This is a genomic window from Magnetococcus sp. PR-3, assembly GCF_036689865.1.
Taxonomy (GTDB): domain Bacteria; phylum Pseudomonadota; class Magnetococcia; order Magnetococcales; family Magnetococcaceae; genus Magnetococcus.
Window position 1 is genome coordinate 75,074 of record NZ_JBAHUQ010000017.1, and the last position, 22,476, is coordinate 97,549.

Sequence of the window (22,476 nt, forward strand, 5' to 3'; positions counted from 1 at the left end):
ATGAAAAAGAATCGGTTTGTTCTAGAAGCGTTAGAAGAGCGTATTTTGCTGTCGGCTGATCTGATGCCGATGGTGGATACCGCAGATCTGGATGATGCCACTCTGGATGCACTACCGCCTTCGGTACAGGAGATTATGACGCCTGTGCAGACCGCTTTGGCGGCCATCGATCCTGACTTAATTGAGCAGGCCAGTGATGGCAAAGAGAGTATTGAGTATCTGCCAGCTGACCGACTAAACCTGATTGAAGGGCTGGATGAATCCCTGCAGATGTTGGAGGGCAGCGCTCTAGAGGCGCAAACGCTGTTTAATGTGGATGAGGTGGCTGTCTTCACCGCACCTGAGCTTCACTTGGTGACCAATGACCCTGTTATTATTGAAGGGGCATTGGTGGTTAATGAAGATCAAACCGTCAGTGGTATTGGGACCATTGAAGGCGATCTTTATAGTCGTGGGGTCATTGCGCCAGGCAACTCCCCTGGTATTTTAAATGTCGACAGTTTTACCCAGTTTGCCGATGGCATTTTGGAAATTGAACTGGCGGGCACCAGTGCGGGTGTGAGTGATGGCTATGACCAGATCAACGTCACCGGGTCAACGGTATTAGATGGTACGCTGAGTATCTCGTTGCTGGATGGTTTTACCCCGGAAGTGGGGCAGACGTTTGATATCCTCACCTTTGGTGATATCTCTGGCACGTTTGATCATATTGAAGGCGCCTTTGGCTTTGGGGACGGCACCCTGTTCCTGGAGGTGGTGCGGTCGGAAGATCGCTTACAGCTGGTGGTCTCAGAAATCGCAGATATCGGCATTACCACCGGTAGTGATCTCCTCAACGATGCGTTGGGTGAATATTTTAATCTGGATTATTTAAAGTCACTGGATGTCCCTGTACTTGATGGCATTAGTGCCCAGATCCAACTCTCTGAATTCCTCTATCTTGAGGGATCATTCTCCTTTGAATATCTCAGTGGTCTAAGTGTCACCGTTTCCACCGGTTTGCCGGGTAATGCGACAGATCTGGCCAGCACCTTTGCGGGACTACTGCCCGATGATTTCCAGTCCTTCCTGGATGATCTTGGTGCCGATGATCTGAGTACCCTGGAAAACGTAATGGTGGGTGGTTGGGGGATCACAGGCACCAATATCTCGGTCTTTATGGGAACAGGTGGGGCTTACCTGACCGATAGTGATGGAGATGGTGATCTCAGTGATGAAACCGCCAATGGTAGCTCTGTTGGTTTGTGGATGGAGGATCTTGATATTGGTTTGAGTATGCTCAAGCCTACAGATCCTGCTTGGAGCCTGCTGAGTAAAAAACCCAGTTTTGTCGCCGCCAGTGCAAGCACAGATAATGTGCAGATGGTGGGGCTGCCTGCCTTTGATCTGGGGATCGAAAATCTGCAAATTGCGGTCAATCATGGTTCGGAGTGGCCTTTGGGTTTGGGTAATCCGGTCATTGATTTTGCCAGCAGTTTTACCGGGGATGATACCACCCCCGCAGGGTTGGCTTTGGGGGATACCGACCCGGTCTATTTGGCCTGGGATGGTAACCAGCGTATTGGGGCCAACTTTACCGCCACCATGGAGCTCTCCAACTTTGTTTATGCCCGTGGAGATTTTGGGTTTGAAATGGGCCCTGCAAGCCGGGTCAACATTGCGACCGGTTTGCCCGCCAACATCACGCAGTTGATTGAGGATGGTTCCGATCTGGTGCCCTCTGTCATCTCTGACATGATTGATGGTCTAAGCGATGCTGGTGGTATGGGTGATCTGACCGACCTATCTACCCTGGAAAATATTGAAGTTACCTCCATCTCCCTGGCGGCAAACAATGTACGGGCCTTTGTGGGGTTAAATGGCCCCCACTGGGTGGATGCCAACGGTAACGGCATTATTGATGAGGATGCCGATGGTCAGATTCTCGATAGTGAGTTTAATGGTGATGCCTTAGGGCTTGCCTTGGAGGATATGGCTCTGGGTGTGACCATTATGACACCCACTTTGGCCGCACTGCCGGGGTTGGATGGGTTAATGCCTGAGTTTTATGCCTTTAAAGCCACCGCAGACAAGGCGGGGTTTGTGGGGCTGGATGGCATGACGGCGGAAGCGACGGATATCACCGTTCGGGTGAACGCCAGCTCGGGTTGGCCGGGGGATATCGGTGTACCGGTGATCGATTTTGCCAGCAGTTTTGCGGCTGAAGATTCCAACAATAATGGTGTGCTGGATGCGGGTGAAGATCTGAATGGTGACGGCATTTTGGATGCCGCAGGGTTCAAGATTAACACCGGTCATGGGGATGGTGTCTATATTGACCACTGGGGGAGTAATCTGCTCAGTGCCAGTGTTGGCAATATGGAGTTGAATATCATGGATGTATTGCATCTGGGTGGCAGTTTTGCCATCGAGAAGGGCAATACGCATATGATGCAGATGGCTACCGGGTTCCCAGGTGATTTTACCACTATTATAGATGCCGCTGGGGATATCGTTAGTGAGATCCTGGGTTCTGATGAGATCGACCAGATCGCCAATATGGCGGTTGAAGTTCCGGTGGAGATGGAGGTGCTCACCATCGGGGCCAACAACCTAACCGGCTTTTTGGGGCTCAACGGTCCTTACTATGTCGATAGTGATGGCGATGGCGATATCGATGATGACGATATCCCAAATAATGAGGCCATGGGTCTGACCCTGGGGGATACCAGCTTCGGTTTTGCGATGATGACCCCAACCCTGCCGTTGGTTGGAAATTTTACTCCCAAACTCATGGCAGCCAAAGCCAATGTGGGTGAAGTGGCCTTTGTGGGGATTGATGAGGTGGAACTGTCGGCCACCGACATTCAGCTGGATATCAACTATGGGGATGAGTGGTTCCCCAATGATTATATTGAGTTTGGTCGCCCTACCATCAATTTTGAAGGGACCTTTGCTTCGGAAGATACCGATGGCGATGGGGTGCTGGATGAAGGGGAGGATACCGATGGTGATGGTAAACTGGATCCAGTGGGTCTGGAGATCTTTACCGGCAGTGACCCTGTTTACCTGGATTATGATGGCAACTTCCGTATTGGGGCTTCACTGGGGAACGCCACCTTAAAGCTCAGTGAGTTTTTCTATGTCAGTGGGGGCATGGCCTTTGAGTATGGTCCCTCCTTCATGGCGGTGGTGGATACTGGGGTGCCTGGTGAAATCGCCAATGCGTTGGGTAATGTTGAAGCGCTGGTTGCCGATGCCGCACCGGAAATTCAGCAGATTTTTGACCTGCTCAATATTGATCCAACCCTGGCGACCATTACCCACGAAGTCTCCTCCTTTACCCTGTCTGGTTATAACCTTAACGCCTTTGTTGGACTGGGTGGTCCCTACTTGGAGGACACCAATGGTGATGGGGTCACCGATCTGAACGACACCCCCAATGACAATGCCATGGGGTGGCGGGCGGCGGATCTAGACTTCTCCATGGGCTATTATGCCTCTACCAGTCCTGTCTTTGACTTAGTGGCCACCGCTCTACAGGCCCTGGGTCTGCCCACCATTGTGGGTAAGTTGGCGCGTCCACAGTATGTGTCGGTCTATGCCCATGCAGGGGAAGCAGGGCTTGTTGGGTTTGAGGATTACATCCAGTACCAGGGGCAGGGGTTTGACTTTGGTTTCAACATGGGTGTGCCACTGACGGTTGGCAACCTCTTTAACATGAACTTTGCCATTGATTGGAAAAAAACCCACCCCGATACCGATGGCGACGGCCAAGCTGGGCTGTTGTTGGATATGCCTGGTGATCCGGCCTACTTTGATTTTTCGGGCAACTATCTAACCGCTGAGCTGCATCGGGTCACCCTGACCATTGCTGATTTTATTCAATATTACGGCAGCTATAACTTTACGGTTGGAGAGTCTTTTCTTGGGGAGTGGAACACGGGGATCACTAGTGATACCTCAGACTTGTTCCGGGCATCGGTCGAGTCTCTGGTTGGTCCTGAACATGCGGATACCATTGCCGGTATTTTTGGTAACTATGGTGAAACTGTCGTCTCTGGTATGAATTCGGCGACCATTGGTGCCTCTAACTTACAAGCCTTTGTGGGTATCGGCCCCTATTTCATCGACAGCGATGGTGATGGGGATGTCGATGATGAGGATGAGCGTAATCCTGATGCGGTTGGTTTGGTGTTGGATGATGTGGATATGGGCTTTATGGCGTCCCGCCTGGATTGGGCTGAGATGCTGCCGGTGCTTTCGTTTTTTCTACCGAAATTTTATAGCTTCCACTCCACCGCTGGAAAAGTGGGCTTTGTCGGGTTGGATGATTTCCAATTAGAAGCCAATAATCTGGAAATTTCTGTCAACACGGCGCTGGTCGATCTTATTCCCACATGGGTTCCTACGCTGAACTATGCTGCCTCGTTCCCGGAAGATGCCGAAGCAGGAACCCCGACCGGTATTGCCATTCCCACCGGTTTTGACCCTGTTATTATCGATTTTGAAGGGGAGCTGCTCCGTGCTGAGGTGGGGGATGCTCTGCTCAAGGTGGGTGAATTTTTACACCTATCCGGTGGTTTTACCTTTGAACGTGGTCCCAAACATAAGGTGACGGTGGATACGGGGCTTAACCTGTCGTTGCTGGAGAGCTTTGGTATCGAACCGACCTTTGAGCTCGAGTTGGAGACCATGACCATTGGAGCCTCTAACCTGAGCGCTTTTGTTGGGGTAGGGGATTACTTTCAGGATACCAATGGCGATGGCTATTACCGCGAAGATGATCTGCGCAATACCGATGCCGCAGGTCTGGTCATTGATGATCTGGATGTCGGCGTTATCATCGCGACCCCCGCCTTGTTGGGAGCTGTAAGTCTGCCTGCTGGGTTGGATGCCTTTATGGATGCGGCCAAACCCAAATTTGTGGCCATTCATGGCGATGCTGAAAAGGTGGGGCTGACGGGTACTGGGGATGATGTCAAGCTGGAGGCCAATAACATTCAGGTGGACCTGAATATCAGTACCGTTAGCCTGCCCGGTGCCAATACCCATGTGAAGTGGGCGGATAGTTTTGAAGGGGATGATGAAACCCCCACTGGTTTTGCGGTGCGTGCAGGTAGTGATTTTGTCTACATAGACCATAACGAATTTCTTATGCGGGCCTCCGTTGATAAGGCGATGCTGAAGATCTCCGACTTTATATTCCTGTCGGGGAATTTTGCCTTTGAACGGGCTGATGTTGCCACGCCGATGTTTATTGAAACCGGCTTTGATGAGGTTCCTGATTTCACCACCATGCTTACCGGCATGACCATTGGTGGTAGTGACATTAATGCCTTTGTCGGGATGGGTCCCTATTTTGAAGATACCAATGAAGATGGTTGGTATGACAAAGATACCGATGATTTTAACAGCGACGGCAACGCCATCGGTTTGGTGTTGGAGGATCTTGATTTTGGTATTGGTCTGTTTAAATCCACCGATCTAGGCCCCTTTACCTATCTGCCTATGGCCCCCACCTTCTTAGCCATGAAGGCTGAAACAGGGCGTATTGGTACGGTAGGTATGGGCGATATCTCGATCGGTGTGGACCGGGTCGAGATCCAAGCCAATACCACCTTAATGCCAGGGTTGCCCCCACCGCTGGCCCTGGCTCTGACACTGCCTTCCATTAATTTTGCGAAATCCTTAGAGAGTTCTGAGGGGGCTAATGATGGGGCGTTTGAACTGAAAACCGGCACCATGGCCGCCCCGATGGAGCTGGATTTTTCATCCGAGTTAATGTTGGCCTCCTTGGTGGGGGCACAAGCGCGTGTTATGGGGTCGGTCTTCTTAAACGGCAACCTGTTGTTTGAAAAAGGTGCCACCCGTGACTTTAAGCTCAGTGACGGCACCACCAAAACCCTGACCAGTACAGTGCTGGCCATGAGCGATGTAACCGGTTTTGCCGGGGTGAATGGTCCCTATGTGGAGGATACCGATGGGGATGGGGCCATTACCGATGCCGATGAGCGTAATGAAGATGCTGCCGGTTTCTCTTTAGAGGATGTGGATGGGGCCATTGCCCTGTTCCGTTCGACAGAGTTGCTGGACCCCGCGGCCTTTATTGCCGCTAAACTGGATGTAAACAGCGTTGGGTTAGTTGGTATTGATGCGGTGGAGTTGGAGGCCAACAATATTTCGCTGGCCATGAATTTGGGGGTAAGCCTGACCGCACCTTCTGGCACCGTCATCGATTTTGAAAACAGCTTCCCTGCTGAGAGTGATACGGACAGTGATGGGGATGGCAAAATCGACCCTGTGGGTTATGAAATCGCCCCGGGTGGTGAATCCATCTATTTGGATTTTGATGGTAATAAACGCTTTGAGTTTGTCCTTCCCGATGCACACCTGACGGTTTCTGACTTTATCCATGCCAGTGGCAACCTGCTGATCGAAATGGGCGCTAAACAGCGGGTTACCATCGGTACCGGCCTGCCGGGTAACATCACCGATATCATCAGTAACGCAGGTGATCTGCTGCCCGATGCCATCGGCGATTTCGTGGATGGTTTAAGTGACATGGTAGGGGCGGGGGATCTCACCGACCTCTCGACCCTGGAGAATATTGAAGTCTCCACCATGAACTTCAGTATGAGCAACGTCACCGCCTATGCCGGCATGGGGGCCATCCCCGACTTTGTAGGGGCTGAGAGTGATTTTGTTGGGGTGCGACTGGAAGATCTGGACTTCGGTATGTCCATCTTCAAACCCACCGTTGGGCAGTTCCCTGGTTTAAGCAAGCTGATCCCCACCTTCTATGCCGCCAAAGCTGAGGCCACCAATGTGGGCTTAGTGGGGATGGATGATATTCTGGAAGCCAATATCGGCCGTGCCACCCTTACCCTGAACCATGGGGATAGCTGGCCCGGTGGCTTTGGGCCGCCCGTGATTGATTTTGCCTCCAGCTTTGCCGCAGAAACCGATGAAGATAGCGATGGTGACGGCAAGCTTGACCCCATGGGGTATGAGATTGAGACCCTGAATGACTCCATCTATCTGGATTGGGATGGTAATCAGCGTATTGGGGTTAGCATAACCGATGCCCAGTTGACCATTGCTGACTTTATCCATGTCAGTGGCAATATGGCTTTTGAAATGGGGCCCCAGACCCGTGTCAACATTGGTACCGGGTTACCCGGTAATATCACCGACATCATCTCTAATGCTGGGGATCTGCTGCCTCAATCCATTAAGGATTTTGTAGATAATCTCAGCGACATGGTGGGGGCGGGGGATCTGACTGATCTCTCCACCCTGGAGAATATTGACGTTACCTCCATGACCCTGGGCATGTCCAACGTCACCGCCTATGCCGGTGTGGGCGGTCCCCTGAAGATTACCGATGCCGACGGCAATGAGGTAATCAATGATGACTTTGTGGGTGTGGCCCTGGAAGATACCGACTTTGCCATGGCCATTTTGGAGCCCACCTTGGGCTCCCTGCCTGGGTTGGATGGTCTGATCCCCACATTCTACGCCGCCAAAGCTGAGGCCACCAATGTGGGGCTGCACGGCTTTGAGGATATTCTGGATGCCGATATTGGCAGTGCCACCCTGACCTTTAACCATGGGGATGAGTGGCCCGGTGGCTTTGGTCCGCCGGTAGTGGACTTTACCACCAGCTGGCCTGCTGAGGGTGAAGGGGATGATGCTGACCAGGATGGCAAGATTGATCCCATGGGGCTGGAGGTCAAAACTGGGGCAGATCCGGTCTATATCGATTGGGATGGCAACCAGCGCATTGGGGTGAACATTCACAATGCCAGCTGGTCTTTGGCCAACTTTGTTCACATGCGTGGAGATATGGCCTTTGAGATGGGTCCCCAGACTCGGGTCAACATCGCCACTGGTTTCCCTGCCAACATTACCGAACTGATCTCCATGGGTTCGGATCTGCTACCCCAATCCATCAAGGATATGATTGATGGGTTGAGCGATCTGGCCGGGGTGGGGGATCTAACCGATCTGTCGACCTTTGAAAATATTGATGTCACCTCCATCTCCTTAGCCGCCAACAATGTACGCGCCTTTGTGGGGTTGAATGGCCCCCACTGGGTGGATGCCGATGGCGATGGCATGATCGGAGAAGATGCCGACGGTAAGATCCTCGATAGTGAATATAATGAGGATGCAGTAGGTCTGGCCATCGAAGATATGTCCATGGGGCTGGTGGTGATGCAGCCCACCCTTGCGGGTCTACCTGGTCTGGATGGGGTGTTGCCAGAGTTCTACGCCTTTAAAGCCGAGGTGGATAAGGCGGGCTTTGTGGGGCTGGATGGGCTGACGGCTGAAGCTGAGGATATTGTTATTCGGGTGAATACCAGCTCTGGCTGGCCCGGTGGCTTTGCGGTGCCGGTTATTGATTTTGTGAGTAGCTTCCCATCCGAAGATACCAACGACAACGGGCTGTTGGATGAGGGGGAGGATGCCAACGGTGATGGTCTGTTGGATAAAGCTGGATTCAAGATCTCCACGGGTGGTGGAGATGGGGTCTATATTGACCACTGGGGCAGTGATCTGATCAGCGCCAGTGTGGGCAATATGGAGCTGAATATCATGGATGTGTTGCACCTCTCTGGCAGTTTTGCCATTGAAAAGGGCAATACCCATATGATGCAAATGGCCACCGGCTTCCCCGGTGACTTTACCAACCTCATCGATATCGCTGGGGATGTGGTCAGCGAGATTTTTGATGCAGAGATTATCGATACCATTGCCAACATGGCTGTGCAGGTGCCGGTGGAGATGGAGACCCTGACCATTGGGGCTTCCAACCTGACGGGTTTCTTGGGCTTAAATGGTCCCTATTGGGTGGATACTGATGGGGATGGGGATATCGACGACGATGATGAGCGCAACGTTGAGGCGTTGGGGCTGGCTCTAAGCGATACCAGCTTTGGCTTTGCCCTTATGACCCCTAATCTGCCCTTTGTGGCCGACATGTTCCCCAAAATGTTTGCCGCAAAAGCCCGTGTAGGTGAAGTGGCTTTGGTGGGGATGGATGGTATTGAGCTGGCTGCTCGGGATATTACCCTGGAGGTCAACTATGGGGATCTGTGGTTAAAGGATTTACCGATCAACCTGGGACGTCCCACCATCAATTTTGCCGACACCTTCCAGGCGGAAGATGCCAATGGTAACGGTCTTTTGGATGAGGGCGAAGATGCGGATGGAGATGGCAAGCTGGACCCCATGGGGTTGGAGGTTCTGACAGGCAGTGACCCGGTCTATTTGGATTTTGATGGGAATTTCCGCATCGGTGCCCAGCTGGGTCAGGCGGTTATTAATATTCAGGATATTTTCTATTTAAGCGGTGGCTTTGCCTTTGAATATGGTCCTTCCTTCATGGCACGGGTCAATACCGGTATTCCCCAGGAGTTGACGGAACCTCTGGGTGACATCGGTCAAATTATTGCGGGGCTGGATCCTGAGCTGCAAGCCATTGCGGACCTTCTTCAGATCGATCCGACCCTCTCTACCATCGCTATGGAGGTGGCCTCCTTCACCCTAACCGGCACCAATATCAACATGTTTGCCGGTATGGGCCCCTATCTGGTCGATACCAATGGCGATGGGGTGACCGATTTTGATGATGAATTTAATGAAAATGCCATCGGTCTGGTGGCGGCAGATGTGGACTTTGGCATGGGCTACTTTGCCTCCACCAGTCCCATCTTTGATGTGCTGGCCCTGGTTCTTAATGCTGTCGGTGTACCCAACTTTGTCGGTAAGTTGGTGCGTCCTCAGTTTGTCTCTGCTTATGCGCATGCTGGTGAAGTGGGCATGGTGGGGCTGGATGACTACATTCAGTTTGCCGGTGAGGGGCTGAACTTTGACTTTAACTGGGGTACACCCATACCTACCCCTGTGGGTGGGGTGCTGACCTCCATCAATTGGGAAAAAACCTTCCCCGATGAGGATGGGGATGGCCAAGCCGGGATGGAGCTAAAAACCGGCAGTACACCTATGTATCTGGATGCCAAAGGTCTGTTGGCCTCAGTAGAGGTGGAGCGCGGCATCTTCAGTCTTGGGCAGTTTATCCACCTTTCTGGTGGGTTTAAGCTCTCTGCTGGTCCCACCTACATGGCCAATTGGCGCACCAGTTTGACCTCGGATATCAGTGATCTGATTAAATCGGCGGTGGATTCCGTCGCTGGGGATTATGCCCAGGATGTCGAGGATTTCTTTGGTGGTTATGGTCAGATTGTCCGTTCCGAGATGTACACCATCAGCTTTGGGGCCAGTAATCTGGAGGCCTTTGTGGGCTTAGGTCCCTACTTTGTCGACAGCGATGAAGATGGTGATATCGATGATGATGATGTGCGTGGGGAAGATGCCGTCGGTCTGGTGCTGGATGACCTAGATTTTGGCATGCTCTTCTCCTCGCCCTTGTTGGGCAATGTCTTACCCCCATTACAGCTAATTCTCCCTAGCTTTATTACCGTTCAGGGCATGGCCAATAAGGTGGGCTTTGTAGGGCTGGATGATTTCCAGCTGGAAGCCAGCAATGCCGAGTTTGGTGTCAACATTGGTATGTCCCCCGCAATCGGTCCCGATTGGCAGCCTGCCATCGACTTCCAGTCCAGCTTCCCCGCCGATGAAGAGGTAGGGACTCCCGCTGGATATGCGTTGGATATTGGTGGGGATGAACTGCTGCTGGATTTTGAAGGCAAGTTAGAATATGCCCATGTGGATGAGGCGCTGCTGCGGGTTGGTGAGTTTTTACACCTCTCCGGTGGTTTCCACTTTGAAAGGGGTTCTCGTACCAAGGTTGATGTGGATTTAGGTATTCCTTCTACCCTCACCGAATGGGCCGGGCACGACGGCACCATGGAGATGGAGATGGAGGAGATGACCATCGGGGCCTCCGACATCAACGCCTTTGTTGGGGTTGGGGATTACTTCCAGGATACCGATGGCGATGGTCGCTATACCGAGCTGGATGAACGCAATGAAGATGCCGTGGGTCTGGTGATCGATGACATAGATGTGGGCATCGCCATGATGACCCCCACCTTGCTCTCCGGTGCCAGTTCTATTATCGGTGCCATTGCACCCAAATTTGTGGGCATCCATGCCGAAGCCGATAAGGTGGGATTGGTCGGTGGTGGGGATGTTCTGGTGCTGGAGGCCAATAACATTCGGGTGGATGCCAACCTCAGTACGGTGGCGCTACCTGGGGTGACCTCCCACATCAAGTGGGCTGACAGCTTTGTGGGTGAAGATGGCGCACCAGATGGATTTGCGGTGAACACTGGTGGTGGGGCCGATGTTTATCTGGATGCCAACGAATATCTGTTGAGAGCCTCAGTCGATCAGGCAATGTTGAAAGTTGCCGACTTTATGTTCCTGTCCGGTAACTTTGCCTTTGAGCGGGCTAATATAGGTACCCCGCTGATTGTAGAGACCGGTCTAGATGAGATCCCCGACATCTCCATGCTGATGGGGGCTATGACCATTGGTGGTAGCGACATCAACGCCTTTGTGGGTATGGGTCCCTACTTTGAGGATACCAATGGTGACGGTTGGTTTGACCGTGAAACCGATACCTTTAATGCCGATGGTCATGCCGTAGGCCTGGTGTTGGATGATCTGGATTTTGGCATCGCCCTGATGAAACCGGCGGATTTAGGTCCCTTCGCCTATCTGCCGGTCATACCTACCTTCTTAAGTATGAAGGCCCAGACCGGTCGTATCGGTACCGTGGGTATGGGGGAGATTGAGCTGGGCGTGGATTCTATCGAACTTCAGGCCAACACCACCATTCTGCCCAATATCCCCCCCCTGGCGGCGGCGGCTCTTACCCTGCCAGCGGTTAACTTCTCCAAATCTCTGGAGAGTAGCGAAGGGGCCAATGATGGGGTGTTTGAGATCAAGACCGGCACCACCGCAGCCCCCATAGAAATTGATTTCTCCTCAGAACTGATGCTGGCCTCTCTGGTGGGGGCCCAAGCCCGTCTGATGTCTGGTGCCTACTTCAACGGCAATATGCTGTTTGAAAAAGGTGCAACCCGTGAATACACCCTGAGCGATGGCAGTAAAAAGACCCTGACCAGCACCCTGCTGTCGGTGAACGATGTGGCGGGCTTTATTGGGGTGAATGGTCCTTATGTGGAGGATAGCAACGGCGATGGCATGATCACCGAAGCGGACCCCCGTAATGAGGATGCTATGGGTGTGGCCATTGATGATGTGGATGGGGCCATCGCCCTATTCCGCACCTCATCTCTGATGGATCCCGCTTTCTATGCGGCAGCCAAGCTGGACTTTGAAGGGGCCGGTCTGGTGGGGCTGGAGGCGGGGCTTGAGCTTGAGGCCAATGAGCTGAACCTCGCCTATAACGGCGGCCTGAGCTTTACCAACCCTATTGGTACCGTGATCGATTTTGCCACCACCTTTGCCGATGATCCTACCGGTGGTATGGCCATCGGCAGCGGTGGTGAGCCGGTGGTGCTGGACTACAGCGATGTGGTGGCCAAGGTACAGGGTCAAGGGGTGGTCTCCTTCCATCCTGGCGGGGTGGAGCTGTTTAGTGCCTCGGTAACCCTAGACTTTACCCTGCAAGAGGGGCTGCTTAACCTCTTTATGGATGGTCAACTGGCGGTTGGCCCCAGTGACTCCCCCTTGATTGGCTTTAATGCCATGGGGCTGTTGCAGATTAGCGCCAATGGTGTGGCCACACGTCTGGAGATGAGCCGGGATCAGGGCATCGCTTCCCTGATGCGTATGGATATGGCCATGGCTTTGACCATGAACAGCACAGGGGATGTGGTGACCTATACGGTCCCCGATGCCTATGTGGATGCTCTGGGTTACAGCAGTGTCAGTATTGATGCCGGTGCCCCCATGCTGGATGGCAGTGAGGACGATGCAGGCTTCTATATTGCCATTGAAGGGGAGGGTGCGGCCAGTCTGCTGGATACAGTCGATCTGGATGGCCGGGTTCTACTCAAACTGTCAGAAAGTGGTATTACCGCTGGGTTTGATGCAGCCTACGAATTAGGGCCGCTGGGGTCTATGGATGCCCTGGGTACAGTGAATCTGGGACTGGATGGTATTTATGGCAATCTGGCCCTAACCCGTAGTGCTGATCTGGGTGTGTTGGGTAACAGCCTGTTTAGTCTGGATGGTACCTTTAACCTGGAACTTAACCTTACCGCCAGTGAGCAGTCGGTATTGACCCTGGATATGGATAAAAACTCTGGAACGGTCATTGGGCGCTCCTATGCAACGTTGGCGGCCCATTCGGTTAGGGTAACCGCCGGTGGTCAGCTATCGGTGCTCAATGCCTTTACCATTACCGGTGGGTATACGTTGCAGGCCTCGGCAGGCAACGGCCTTGACCTAAGCATGGATGGCAAGGTGAGCCTGGGTGGCTTTGGTGTGCTGTCGGTCGCGGGGGCAGGGGGCATCTTCATGGAGGGTGGCCAGCTGGTCATGGCGGCCAACGTCAACATGGGGGCCAACAGCTTAAGCATCCCCTCGGTGACGGTGCAGGGTGACTTCTCCATGCAGCTGAACACCAGCCAGAGCACCAGTTACTATGGGGTGTCGGCTGATACGGCACGGGTGGCGATTGATGGTACCGTGCGGGTGCTGGGCTTTGAGATGGATGCTGCACTTAGTCTGGGTAAAGAGGGTAGCACCTTCTATGTAAGCCTTGACCGTCTCTCCATGAGCTTCTTTGGTATGGCCAATATGGAGGTCAGTGGCTTTATCCGTTCAGATGGTACATTCCGTATTGCGGGTGATCTGGGCTACAACCTGGGGTTGGGGCCCTTTGATCTGGATGGTGGTATTCGGGTGGACTTCACCCAGGATAGCTTCTGGGGTCAGATCTACGGCAGTGTGGATTACACCATCAAGTTCCTGTGGTTCTCCAAAACCATCTCTCTGGCGAATGTGACAGGTGAGCTGAACTTTACGCCGGCCTCTGCATCTGGCTCCATCGGCATCTCCATCGCCGGTATCAGCCTCTCCGGCTCCATCGGTTGGAGCTGGGGACCAGAACCGGTTATTGCCACTCAAATTGGCGACACCCTGCGCTTAAACATCGGTGCTGATGCCGATGCACGGGGTGAAGACTATCTCGATATTATCCACGACAGCTACAACATCACCCATGCGGGCGGCAGTGCAGGTAATGAGAGCCTGACGGTCTCCTCTCTGGGGCTGACCCAGACCTTCCATGGGGTCTCGAACATTCTGGTGAACGATGCTGGGGAGGGTAATGACAGCATCTACATTGGCCCCGAGGTGCGGGCCAACGTCAATATGCGTGGTGGTCGTGGGGATGACTCCCTGATCTATGTCGGCTATGGCGATGCCACCCTGTATGGGGATGATGGCAATGACGCCTTGGTTTCAGGTCGTGGGGATGACTATCTGGATGGTGGCGCTGGAGATGACCATTTGGAAGGGGTGGATGGCAACGATACCTATGTTCTGCACGATGGCGGCAATGATACCGCTTTGGGGGGTGCGGGTGATGACACCTTTAGTGTCATCATGGATCGGGCCCATCTGGGGCGCTCCACCATTGATGGGGAGGATGGCAACGATCAGGTCACCCTAACCCTGGATCATGGCCAGGAATCGGTGGATTGGAACGGCATGGTCATGGGATATGCCGGGGCCAGCATGAGTTTTAATGACTCGTTGGAGTACCTGACCGCAAACCATGGTGCTGCCCAGACCATTATCCAAGGCAGCCAAGCTGCCCAGTTGGGGGCTACGGCGGTTACGCTGAACAGCAACCATGTGCAGGTCGTTAATGATTTTGAGGGTGGGGATTTGACCCTCAACGCCAGCAGTATGGTTGTTGAGGGGGATATGGCGCTGGATAATCTGACCCTGCAACTGGGGGGGGCTCTTGAGGCCACCGGCCTTTTGGCCGCCAGTGAGACGCTACAGATTAATGCCGGATCCACCATCACTACCGGGGTACTGTCTGCGGCAACCCTGAATATGGTGAGCAGTGGTATTCAACAGATCAACGGTACGGTTCAGGTTGGCGATCTTACCTTCACATCAGGGGCTAGCATCACCTTGGTAGGTGACCTGACGGGTAATGGCACCGTGAGCATGAATGCGGGCGGAGACTTGGTCCTGGCCAATGTACAGGGCGGGGATCTCATCCTGGATGTCGATGGCAACCTGATGTTGGGTGGGGATCTTGACCTGGCCAATATGAACGCGACAGTGGATGGCACCGTGACGGCAACGGATGATTTCGCCGCTTCTGGTACCGTCACCATGACCGCTGGCCAGGATGTACAGTTTAATACACTAAACATGCATACCCTGGGTCTTCTTGGCCAAGGTAACCTGCTTATCTCTGGTTTGGCCTCTTTGGCCAATTTAGGGGCCCAGCTCAGTGGTACCCTGACGACACAGGCCATGCTGACCAGTACAGCTTCCATTCAAATGACAACCGGTGGGGCTATGCATTTAGCCCGTATCCAGGGGGTCAATGCTGTACTGGATAGCCGTTCAAGCATAACCCTGAATGAAGCGGTGGATCTGACAACCCTTAGCGCCAATGCCGATGCCTCCATTCATGCCGTTGGTACACTGACTGGCCATGATGTTATGCAGTTCACGGCGGATGGGGCACTGGCGTTTGCACAGGTCAATGGCGGTACACTAAACCTTACCGGTGGTGCGGATCTACAACTGGGTGGGGCTGTGACACTGGCCAACCTGAGTGTGGATGTGGCAGAAGGTCTACGTGGGGCCTCTTCCGTCGTGGTTAGTGGTAGTGGTGCGGTCACGGCACGGGGTGGTCATGTTGTTTTTGAGCAGACGCTTAGTGGTGGGGATCTGACCATCTACAGCAGTGGGGATACCCAGTTTGCCGGTTCGGTGGAGCTGAACAACCTAACCGCTACGGTTGAGGGGGCTTTGAGTGCAGATGCCGCAGTAACGGTGGATGAAACGGCACAGATAACGGTGGCCGGTGGTGATCTGCGCTTTGATAGTGTGGTAAATGGTGGCAATTTTGCGCTGACGGGCCATGAGGATCTGATTTTTGCCGATGCCGTTGCCGTGACCAACCTCACCGCGACTTTGGATGGCGGTTTGGCGGTGCAGAGCAGCCTTGAGGTGACCGAACAGGCTGTTTTAACCGCACGGGATGGTGATCAGGTCTTTTCTGGAGCCATGTCAGGTGGTCATTTTAACCTGACGGCCAGTGGTGATATCACCTTTATGGGATCGCTGGATTTGAGCACGCTGATGGCCCAGGTTGGCGGTGATCTGCAGGCTCAGTCGAGCATGACTGCCGCCGGTGATGTAACCCTGTTGGTGGATGGTGCTGTTGTGCTGGATGGCGCTGTTGAGGTGGGGGATCTGTTGCGGGTGACCGCGGGTACCCCCACGGCTGAGGTGGCTGGAACACATACCATCACCGTTAACAGCACCATGCAGGCTGGGGGCATAAGTCTGGAAGCCCAAAATGGTCTTACCCTCATGGATAACCTAACGGTTACCGGCGACTGGCATGTGGCAGGGGATACCGGGGTACTGCGTCTGTTCAGTGCTGAAGGGGCGTTAACTCAAAATGTTGGGGTCACCCTAACCGCAGCCGATGGCCATCTCATCGTTGATAGCCGTGGCATTGTTCAACCGCTGCTGACCACCGTAGATGCCGCGACCCTGAATAACCGGGGGACAGGGGCTCAAGGGGGTGTAACCCTACGCGAAACCGACAATCTGAACCTGATGACTGTCGATACGGATGATGCTCTGGTGAGCTTGGAAGGGGATATCTCGGTAGATCTGGCGGCCTATGGCGCCATGCTTACCCTGGTTAGTGGTCGTCTACGTATGGCGGAGAGTGGTCGTACCATAACCCTTCATGCCGATGAGCTGGATTTCTCATCTGGTGAGGCGATGGTGCAAGGGGCTGGGGATTTGGTGATCCGTACCTCCCACGATGCGGTGGATTACCGTATTGGTAGTGCCGCGGAAGGGGCAGGGGGTAATGATCTTAGTGTAGGCGATGGTCACTCCTTGGAGATGGATCTCTCCATGACCGACTTTGCAGCCCTTGCCAATGGGTTTGATTCAATCAGCATTGGTCATACGGCCGCCCATATGACATTTGGCGATCTGGAAAATGCCACCACACTGAAAGCTATTGATGCACCTCGTGTGGTGAATGCTCAAATTAAAGATACCACCGAGTTTGTGGCCAGCACCATGCAAGTGCGGGGCGATGTTCAGGCAGGTCATGAAACCCTGACACTCCGTGCCGATACCCTGCAGATCAATAGCCGTAATGTGCATGATGCGTTGGGTGATCCGGACTCAGGGGTGCAGGCTGGCAGCTTAAACCTAAACGTTGCGGAACAGCTGTTGGTCAGTGGTTGGTTGACGGCCCAGGACCATATGCAGGTGAACATCCACAGCAGTGATGGTGTGGGTGCGATCCAAGCGGATGACGATGGGGTCAACGCCCTGACCTTGGATAGTACGGGTCGTATGGTGGTGAACAACGACCAGGGTGTTATGGATATCGACACCAACGCCGGGGTCCGTTTGAGTGGTTTGATGGAGGTCGAAGGCCAAAATGGTTCGATAGATCTGGATGGTGGTGGGTTCCTGGTTCTGGAGTTGGGTGCGGTGGTTAAAGGAACCGCTGATGGCGCAGACCTGGATCTCAATGCCGGTGGATTTGTTCACCTGGAGGCGGGGAGTGCTGTCACCGCGGGTGCGGTGTTTGATGAAAATGCCGATGCTTCGATCAGTGGCTACAACGCTGATATCACCATCACCTCGGGTGGGGATATGTTTGCGGCGGGCTCTTTAACAGCCTCTCGCGGGATCGATCTGGTGGGTGGAGCTTCCATCCATCCCCATGCAGACTATTTTGATGGATTAGCTGATACCAATGCCGACCATCCACTGATCGGACAGCGCGGCTTTGGTCTGCTCATCGGCGGTACAGTGACCACCTTGATGGATCAGGCCGACTTAACCTTTACCTCTGGCGATGCTTTGATCATGCGCGGCAACATCGACCTGCTGGGTGAGGATGCCGACCTGACCTTGCAATCGGACAGTTGGGTACACTTTGAAGGTCGGGCCAACGTGAGTGGTGATCTTGCCCTGTTAGGTGGGGTGGCGCTGGATGGTACGGACCAAGGGGGCAGCAACAGTGCGGGTAGCTCTCTGGTGATTATGGCGGGCTCTATCGTCTCTACCCGTGATGCAGGCACCACCGTGACCTTGCAATCCAGCCGGGATATGGATGTGGATGGTGCGGTGATCGCAGGTGGCCATATCGGTGAACAGGGTGTGACGTATGCCGGGCCAGATTCCAGCATTATTCTAAAAGGTGGGGAGCAGATTCGCCTGAACAGTGGTTTGCAGGCTGCAGGACGTGTGAGTATTGAAACCGGTAGTCCGGGTGCGGATGATGGGGGTGTCTCCTTACGTTTGGACAGTGCTGCGGGTATTACGGTGTTGGGTGATACCGCCGATAACAGCGGCGCTAAAATTGAGATTACCGGTCACGGCAACCTGGAACTCATGGGACGCATGGTAGCCGGGGCTTCGGTCAGCCAAACCCGTGATGATGATGGGCAGTTACTCTCTGAGGATTTTGTCTGGAGCAGTGATCCTGGGCTTATCGATATCACCACCAGTGGTCAAGCTTATGTGGGGGGCATTACCACCGATATCGATGGTAATGCGGTAGAGATTGGCAGCCGGATGATGGCAGCCTCCAGCATCTCGGTTGTTGGTGGTAGTGCCAGTGATGAGATCGCGGTGAAAGTAGCAGGCAGTTCGGCGTTGAGCGTAGCCCAGGCTGATGGATCCTTAACCCTGAAAGGGGATCAGGATGTCGAGGTGCTGGGGCTGCTCATGGCCGGTGGGGAAATTACCGATGTGCGGGATGCCGATGGTAACTTGATGGGGCGTGCGCTCAAGGATGCCGGTGGGGACTCCTCCATTCATATTGAAGCAGGTCATCAACTACGTCTTGGGCGCGATCTCAGTGCTGGTCAATCCATTACGTTGATTGGCGGGGACGATCCCCTGGAGGCTGATCCTGCGGATGGCAGCCCCAACTACTCTGGACGTGGGGTGGTGTTGTATGGCTCTGTCGGTATCGAAACCTGGTCGGATAACAGTCGGATTCAGCTGGATGGTCATGGGCGTATGGATATTCTGCCTTCTGCCCATCTGCAAGAGATTGAGGCCGAGGATTGGGCTGAACATCAGAGTGGTGTGTTAACTGAAGATGTCACCCTGCTGGTCGAGGTGGATCGGGGTTCGTACATCGCCCAAGGGTCGGTCGTGATCTCAGCTGCTGCAACGGCAGACAATGTACAACTGGGGGATCTGGCTGACGATATCCAAACCGCTTTGGATCAAGCAACCTACACCATTACAGAGAGTCGCCATCCCGACCATGGAGTGGGTGAGGTTCGTAGCCAGGATGGTACGTTTGAGATCAAGCGTAACCAGGGCAAGATGCAGTGGACCGCCTCATCTGGGTTTACACTTTTACACACAGGCTCCAGCCACGCCGATCTGGTGGGGTTAAGCCAACTGAGTGGTGGTGATGTAGAGTCCAGCCGTCCCTATACCTTGTCGGCCACGGGTGAAGGCTCGGTGGTGGCTCTGGGGTCGGTGGGTGGCGATACTGGTAAGCTCTACATTGGTGGTAATGTTCTGGCCCATACCGCCATTGAATTGAATGGTGGCAGCTCACCGGATGGCATAGATGTTGACCTGGATTATACCGGTCGCCTGGAGACCTTAGCGGGCTCTATTGACTTTAACCCCGGTGCGTTGGGGGTTGTAAAAGGTGACATCATTGCCGGTGGAACGGGCTCTGAAGTACGGGTGCATTCTGCTGGGGCTCTAGAGCTCTATGGCCATATTGAGGCGGATTCGCGCATCCATCTTTACGCAGGGGATAGCCTGCAATCCGGTGCCACCAGTATTACGACCCATGGTACCAGTGATCTGCAAATTACAGGAATAGATGGTGAGATCCGCATTGAGGGGATGAATGACATCAACCTTAACAGCAAGATTGGGGCTGAGGCTGGAGATCTGGACAAGCTCTCGATCACATCAACCCACGGCTCTTTGACCATTGTTAAAGAGTCTGGACGGTTGGAGACCGACGCTCAGTTGTCCCTGCAAGGGTACCATGTGGATATGCAAGGGGTAATTGAATCCACGGCTGCAACGGCAGATGGTGATGATTATGAGGTCACCATTCAAGCGACCCATACCGCAGAGTTGACCGGTTCTCTTGAGCTGGCTGGGGCACTGTCGGTTACGGCCGGACAAAACATTTATCTCTACGATACTCAGTTGGTTGCTGAGGATGCTGGGCAACGTATTCTGCTGGACTCTGCTGGGGATATTCAGATCGGTTTGCCCAAAACTGTGGATGGGGTAGACACCATCCGGGTGGGGACCATTCGTGCGGCCGATGAACTGAACATACAGGCAGCAGGCACCTTGACCGTTATGGCGGGATCGCAACTGATCACCACTGCAGACGATAGCCAGCTGCTGATCCGTGGCGGTTCCATGAATCTGGTGGGTGAGGTGCTGGCTGGGGCCCGTATGAATGAGGATGGCAGCTACGGCTGGGCGGGCTCCTCTGCGGATGTTGTACTGAATCTCTCCGATCAGCTGATTCTTGGTGGTAGCGCTCTGGATGTGGATGGTCATACCATTGATCGTGGTGGTGTTATCCGAGCAACCGGGGTTATTGATATTGATGTGGTGGGTGGTGCCAGCAGTGCCGCCATGGTGATCAGTGCGGATTCTCTGATCCAATCTGACAGCAGTGGAGAGGGCAGTATTATCGGTGGGGGTGTCTCGACCATTGATATGGATGCAGATCGGGAGATCCAGATCAATGGTGTTATCCGCAGTATGGATGAGGGTTCCTCTTTAAGTATCGATACCGGTGGCCGTCTGTTGGTTAATGGATTTGTTGAGGCTGAAGATACGGTCAATCTCTCTGCTGGTTTGGCGGGGGCGGTTATCCAACCTCTGGTGCTGAAGGCCATTAACGGCCTTACGGTGGATGATCAGGATCGTTATGTAGATGGCCTGGGTTATCTGATTGATAGCGATGGTCACTATGTCGATGAAAATGGTATCGCTCTGGCTGATGGGGCTGCCCCCATTGAAGGGGGCGCACCTGTGCGTCTCTCCGGCGGTACCATCACCACGGGAGCGGCAGGCACTATTAACCTGTCAGCCCAAGGGGATATCTCCATCCAAGGTGCGTTGGGTGAGTTGCAGATGGTAAATGATGTGCTCAGTGTGAACACGGCACATCTTAATGTGACTTCTGCCTTGGGCACCATTGCGGTAGAGAGCCGGCTCAATGCCAATAGCAGCATCAATCTACAGGGTAAAACCGTGTTGGTGGATGCTGGAGCCACCGTTAAAGGGCGCCAGGCTGACACCTCAGTTATGTTGTCCGGTTCGGATGGTGTGTTGGTCATGGGGGCTGTAGGTGAAACCTCCGCAGGGCAGGTGCAAGGTCAAGGGCTGGTCCATATTGATGGGGGTAACCTCTCGATCCACGGTAAGGTGTTGGGCGAGTCTGCCGAAAGCCGGGTCCTGTTTACCGCGACCGATCATCTAACGCTCAGTGGTCAGGTTATCTCACAAGGCACCATTGATCTCCGGGCGGGTGTGGGCAGTGGTTGGACGGATGCTCAGTTAACCGCAGCAACGGTAGAGAGTACCACCCTTAGTGGAGGGACCATTACGATCCTTGGCGCTGGCCAGTTGGATGGTACAGGGGCCGTGACGGTACAGGCTGGAGAAGCGGTTAACCTGAGCGCTCAGGCTGAAGAATCCGACGAGACTAAAGAGGTCTTAATTCCGGTTATCATTACAGAAACCCAGACGGTGCAGCGCCCCAGTGGTGAGGTCAACCTAATACCGGATGGCACCATTACCATCACCCGTGTGGAGTGGGTGGATACCACCGAGGTCGTGGAGCTGGACCAAGTACAGGTACAGACAGGTACCACCACCAATACCATGAGGGTCACCTTGACCCAGGATGGTTACTATAACGGCACGACCTTCCGTGAATATTTCATTGAAGGGTCGGACTATAATAATGGGGATATCTCCTGGGGTGGAGCCGGTACACCAACCAGCGGCACCACCTTTAGTGATCTGTCGGATGCTCAACGCCAAGTTGTTTTAGACACCCTGGGCTATAAGCCCATGTATGACTTTAGCTACGCCAACCCCACCACTTGGACCACCGAATATGGTGTAACCTCTCAGAGTAGTTGGACCCCGGATTGGAAGGATAACGGCCATGTTCGGGTGATTATTCCGGTCGATGGTCTGCGGGACTTCTATGTGGAACTGCCTGATGGGGCTCAGGATGATTTTGTTCGAGCCGTCACCGTGGGTGAAGCCAGCAGTTGGCAGGAGCATGTG

General features: G+C 53.8%; 1 protein-coding gene (running past one end of the window). It reads left to right on the forward strand.

The annotated features are described in order from the left end of the window. Window positions 1-22,476: part of an LEPR-XLL domain-containing protein coding region (locus tag V5T57_RS11545; protein WP_332891371.1), annotated on the forward strand (this coding region is incomplete at its 3' end). 17,710 nt of the annotated region lie beyond the right edge of the window; the window shows 22,476 of its 40,186 annotated nt.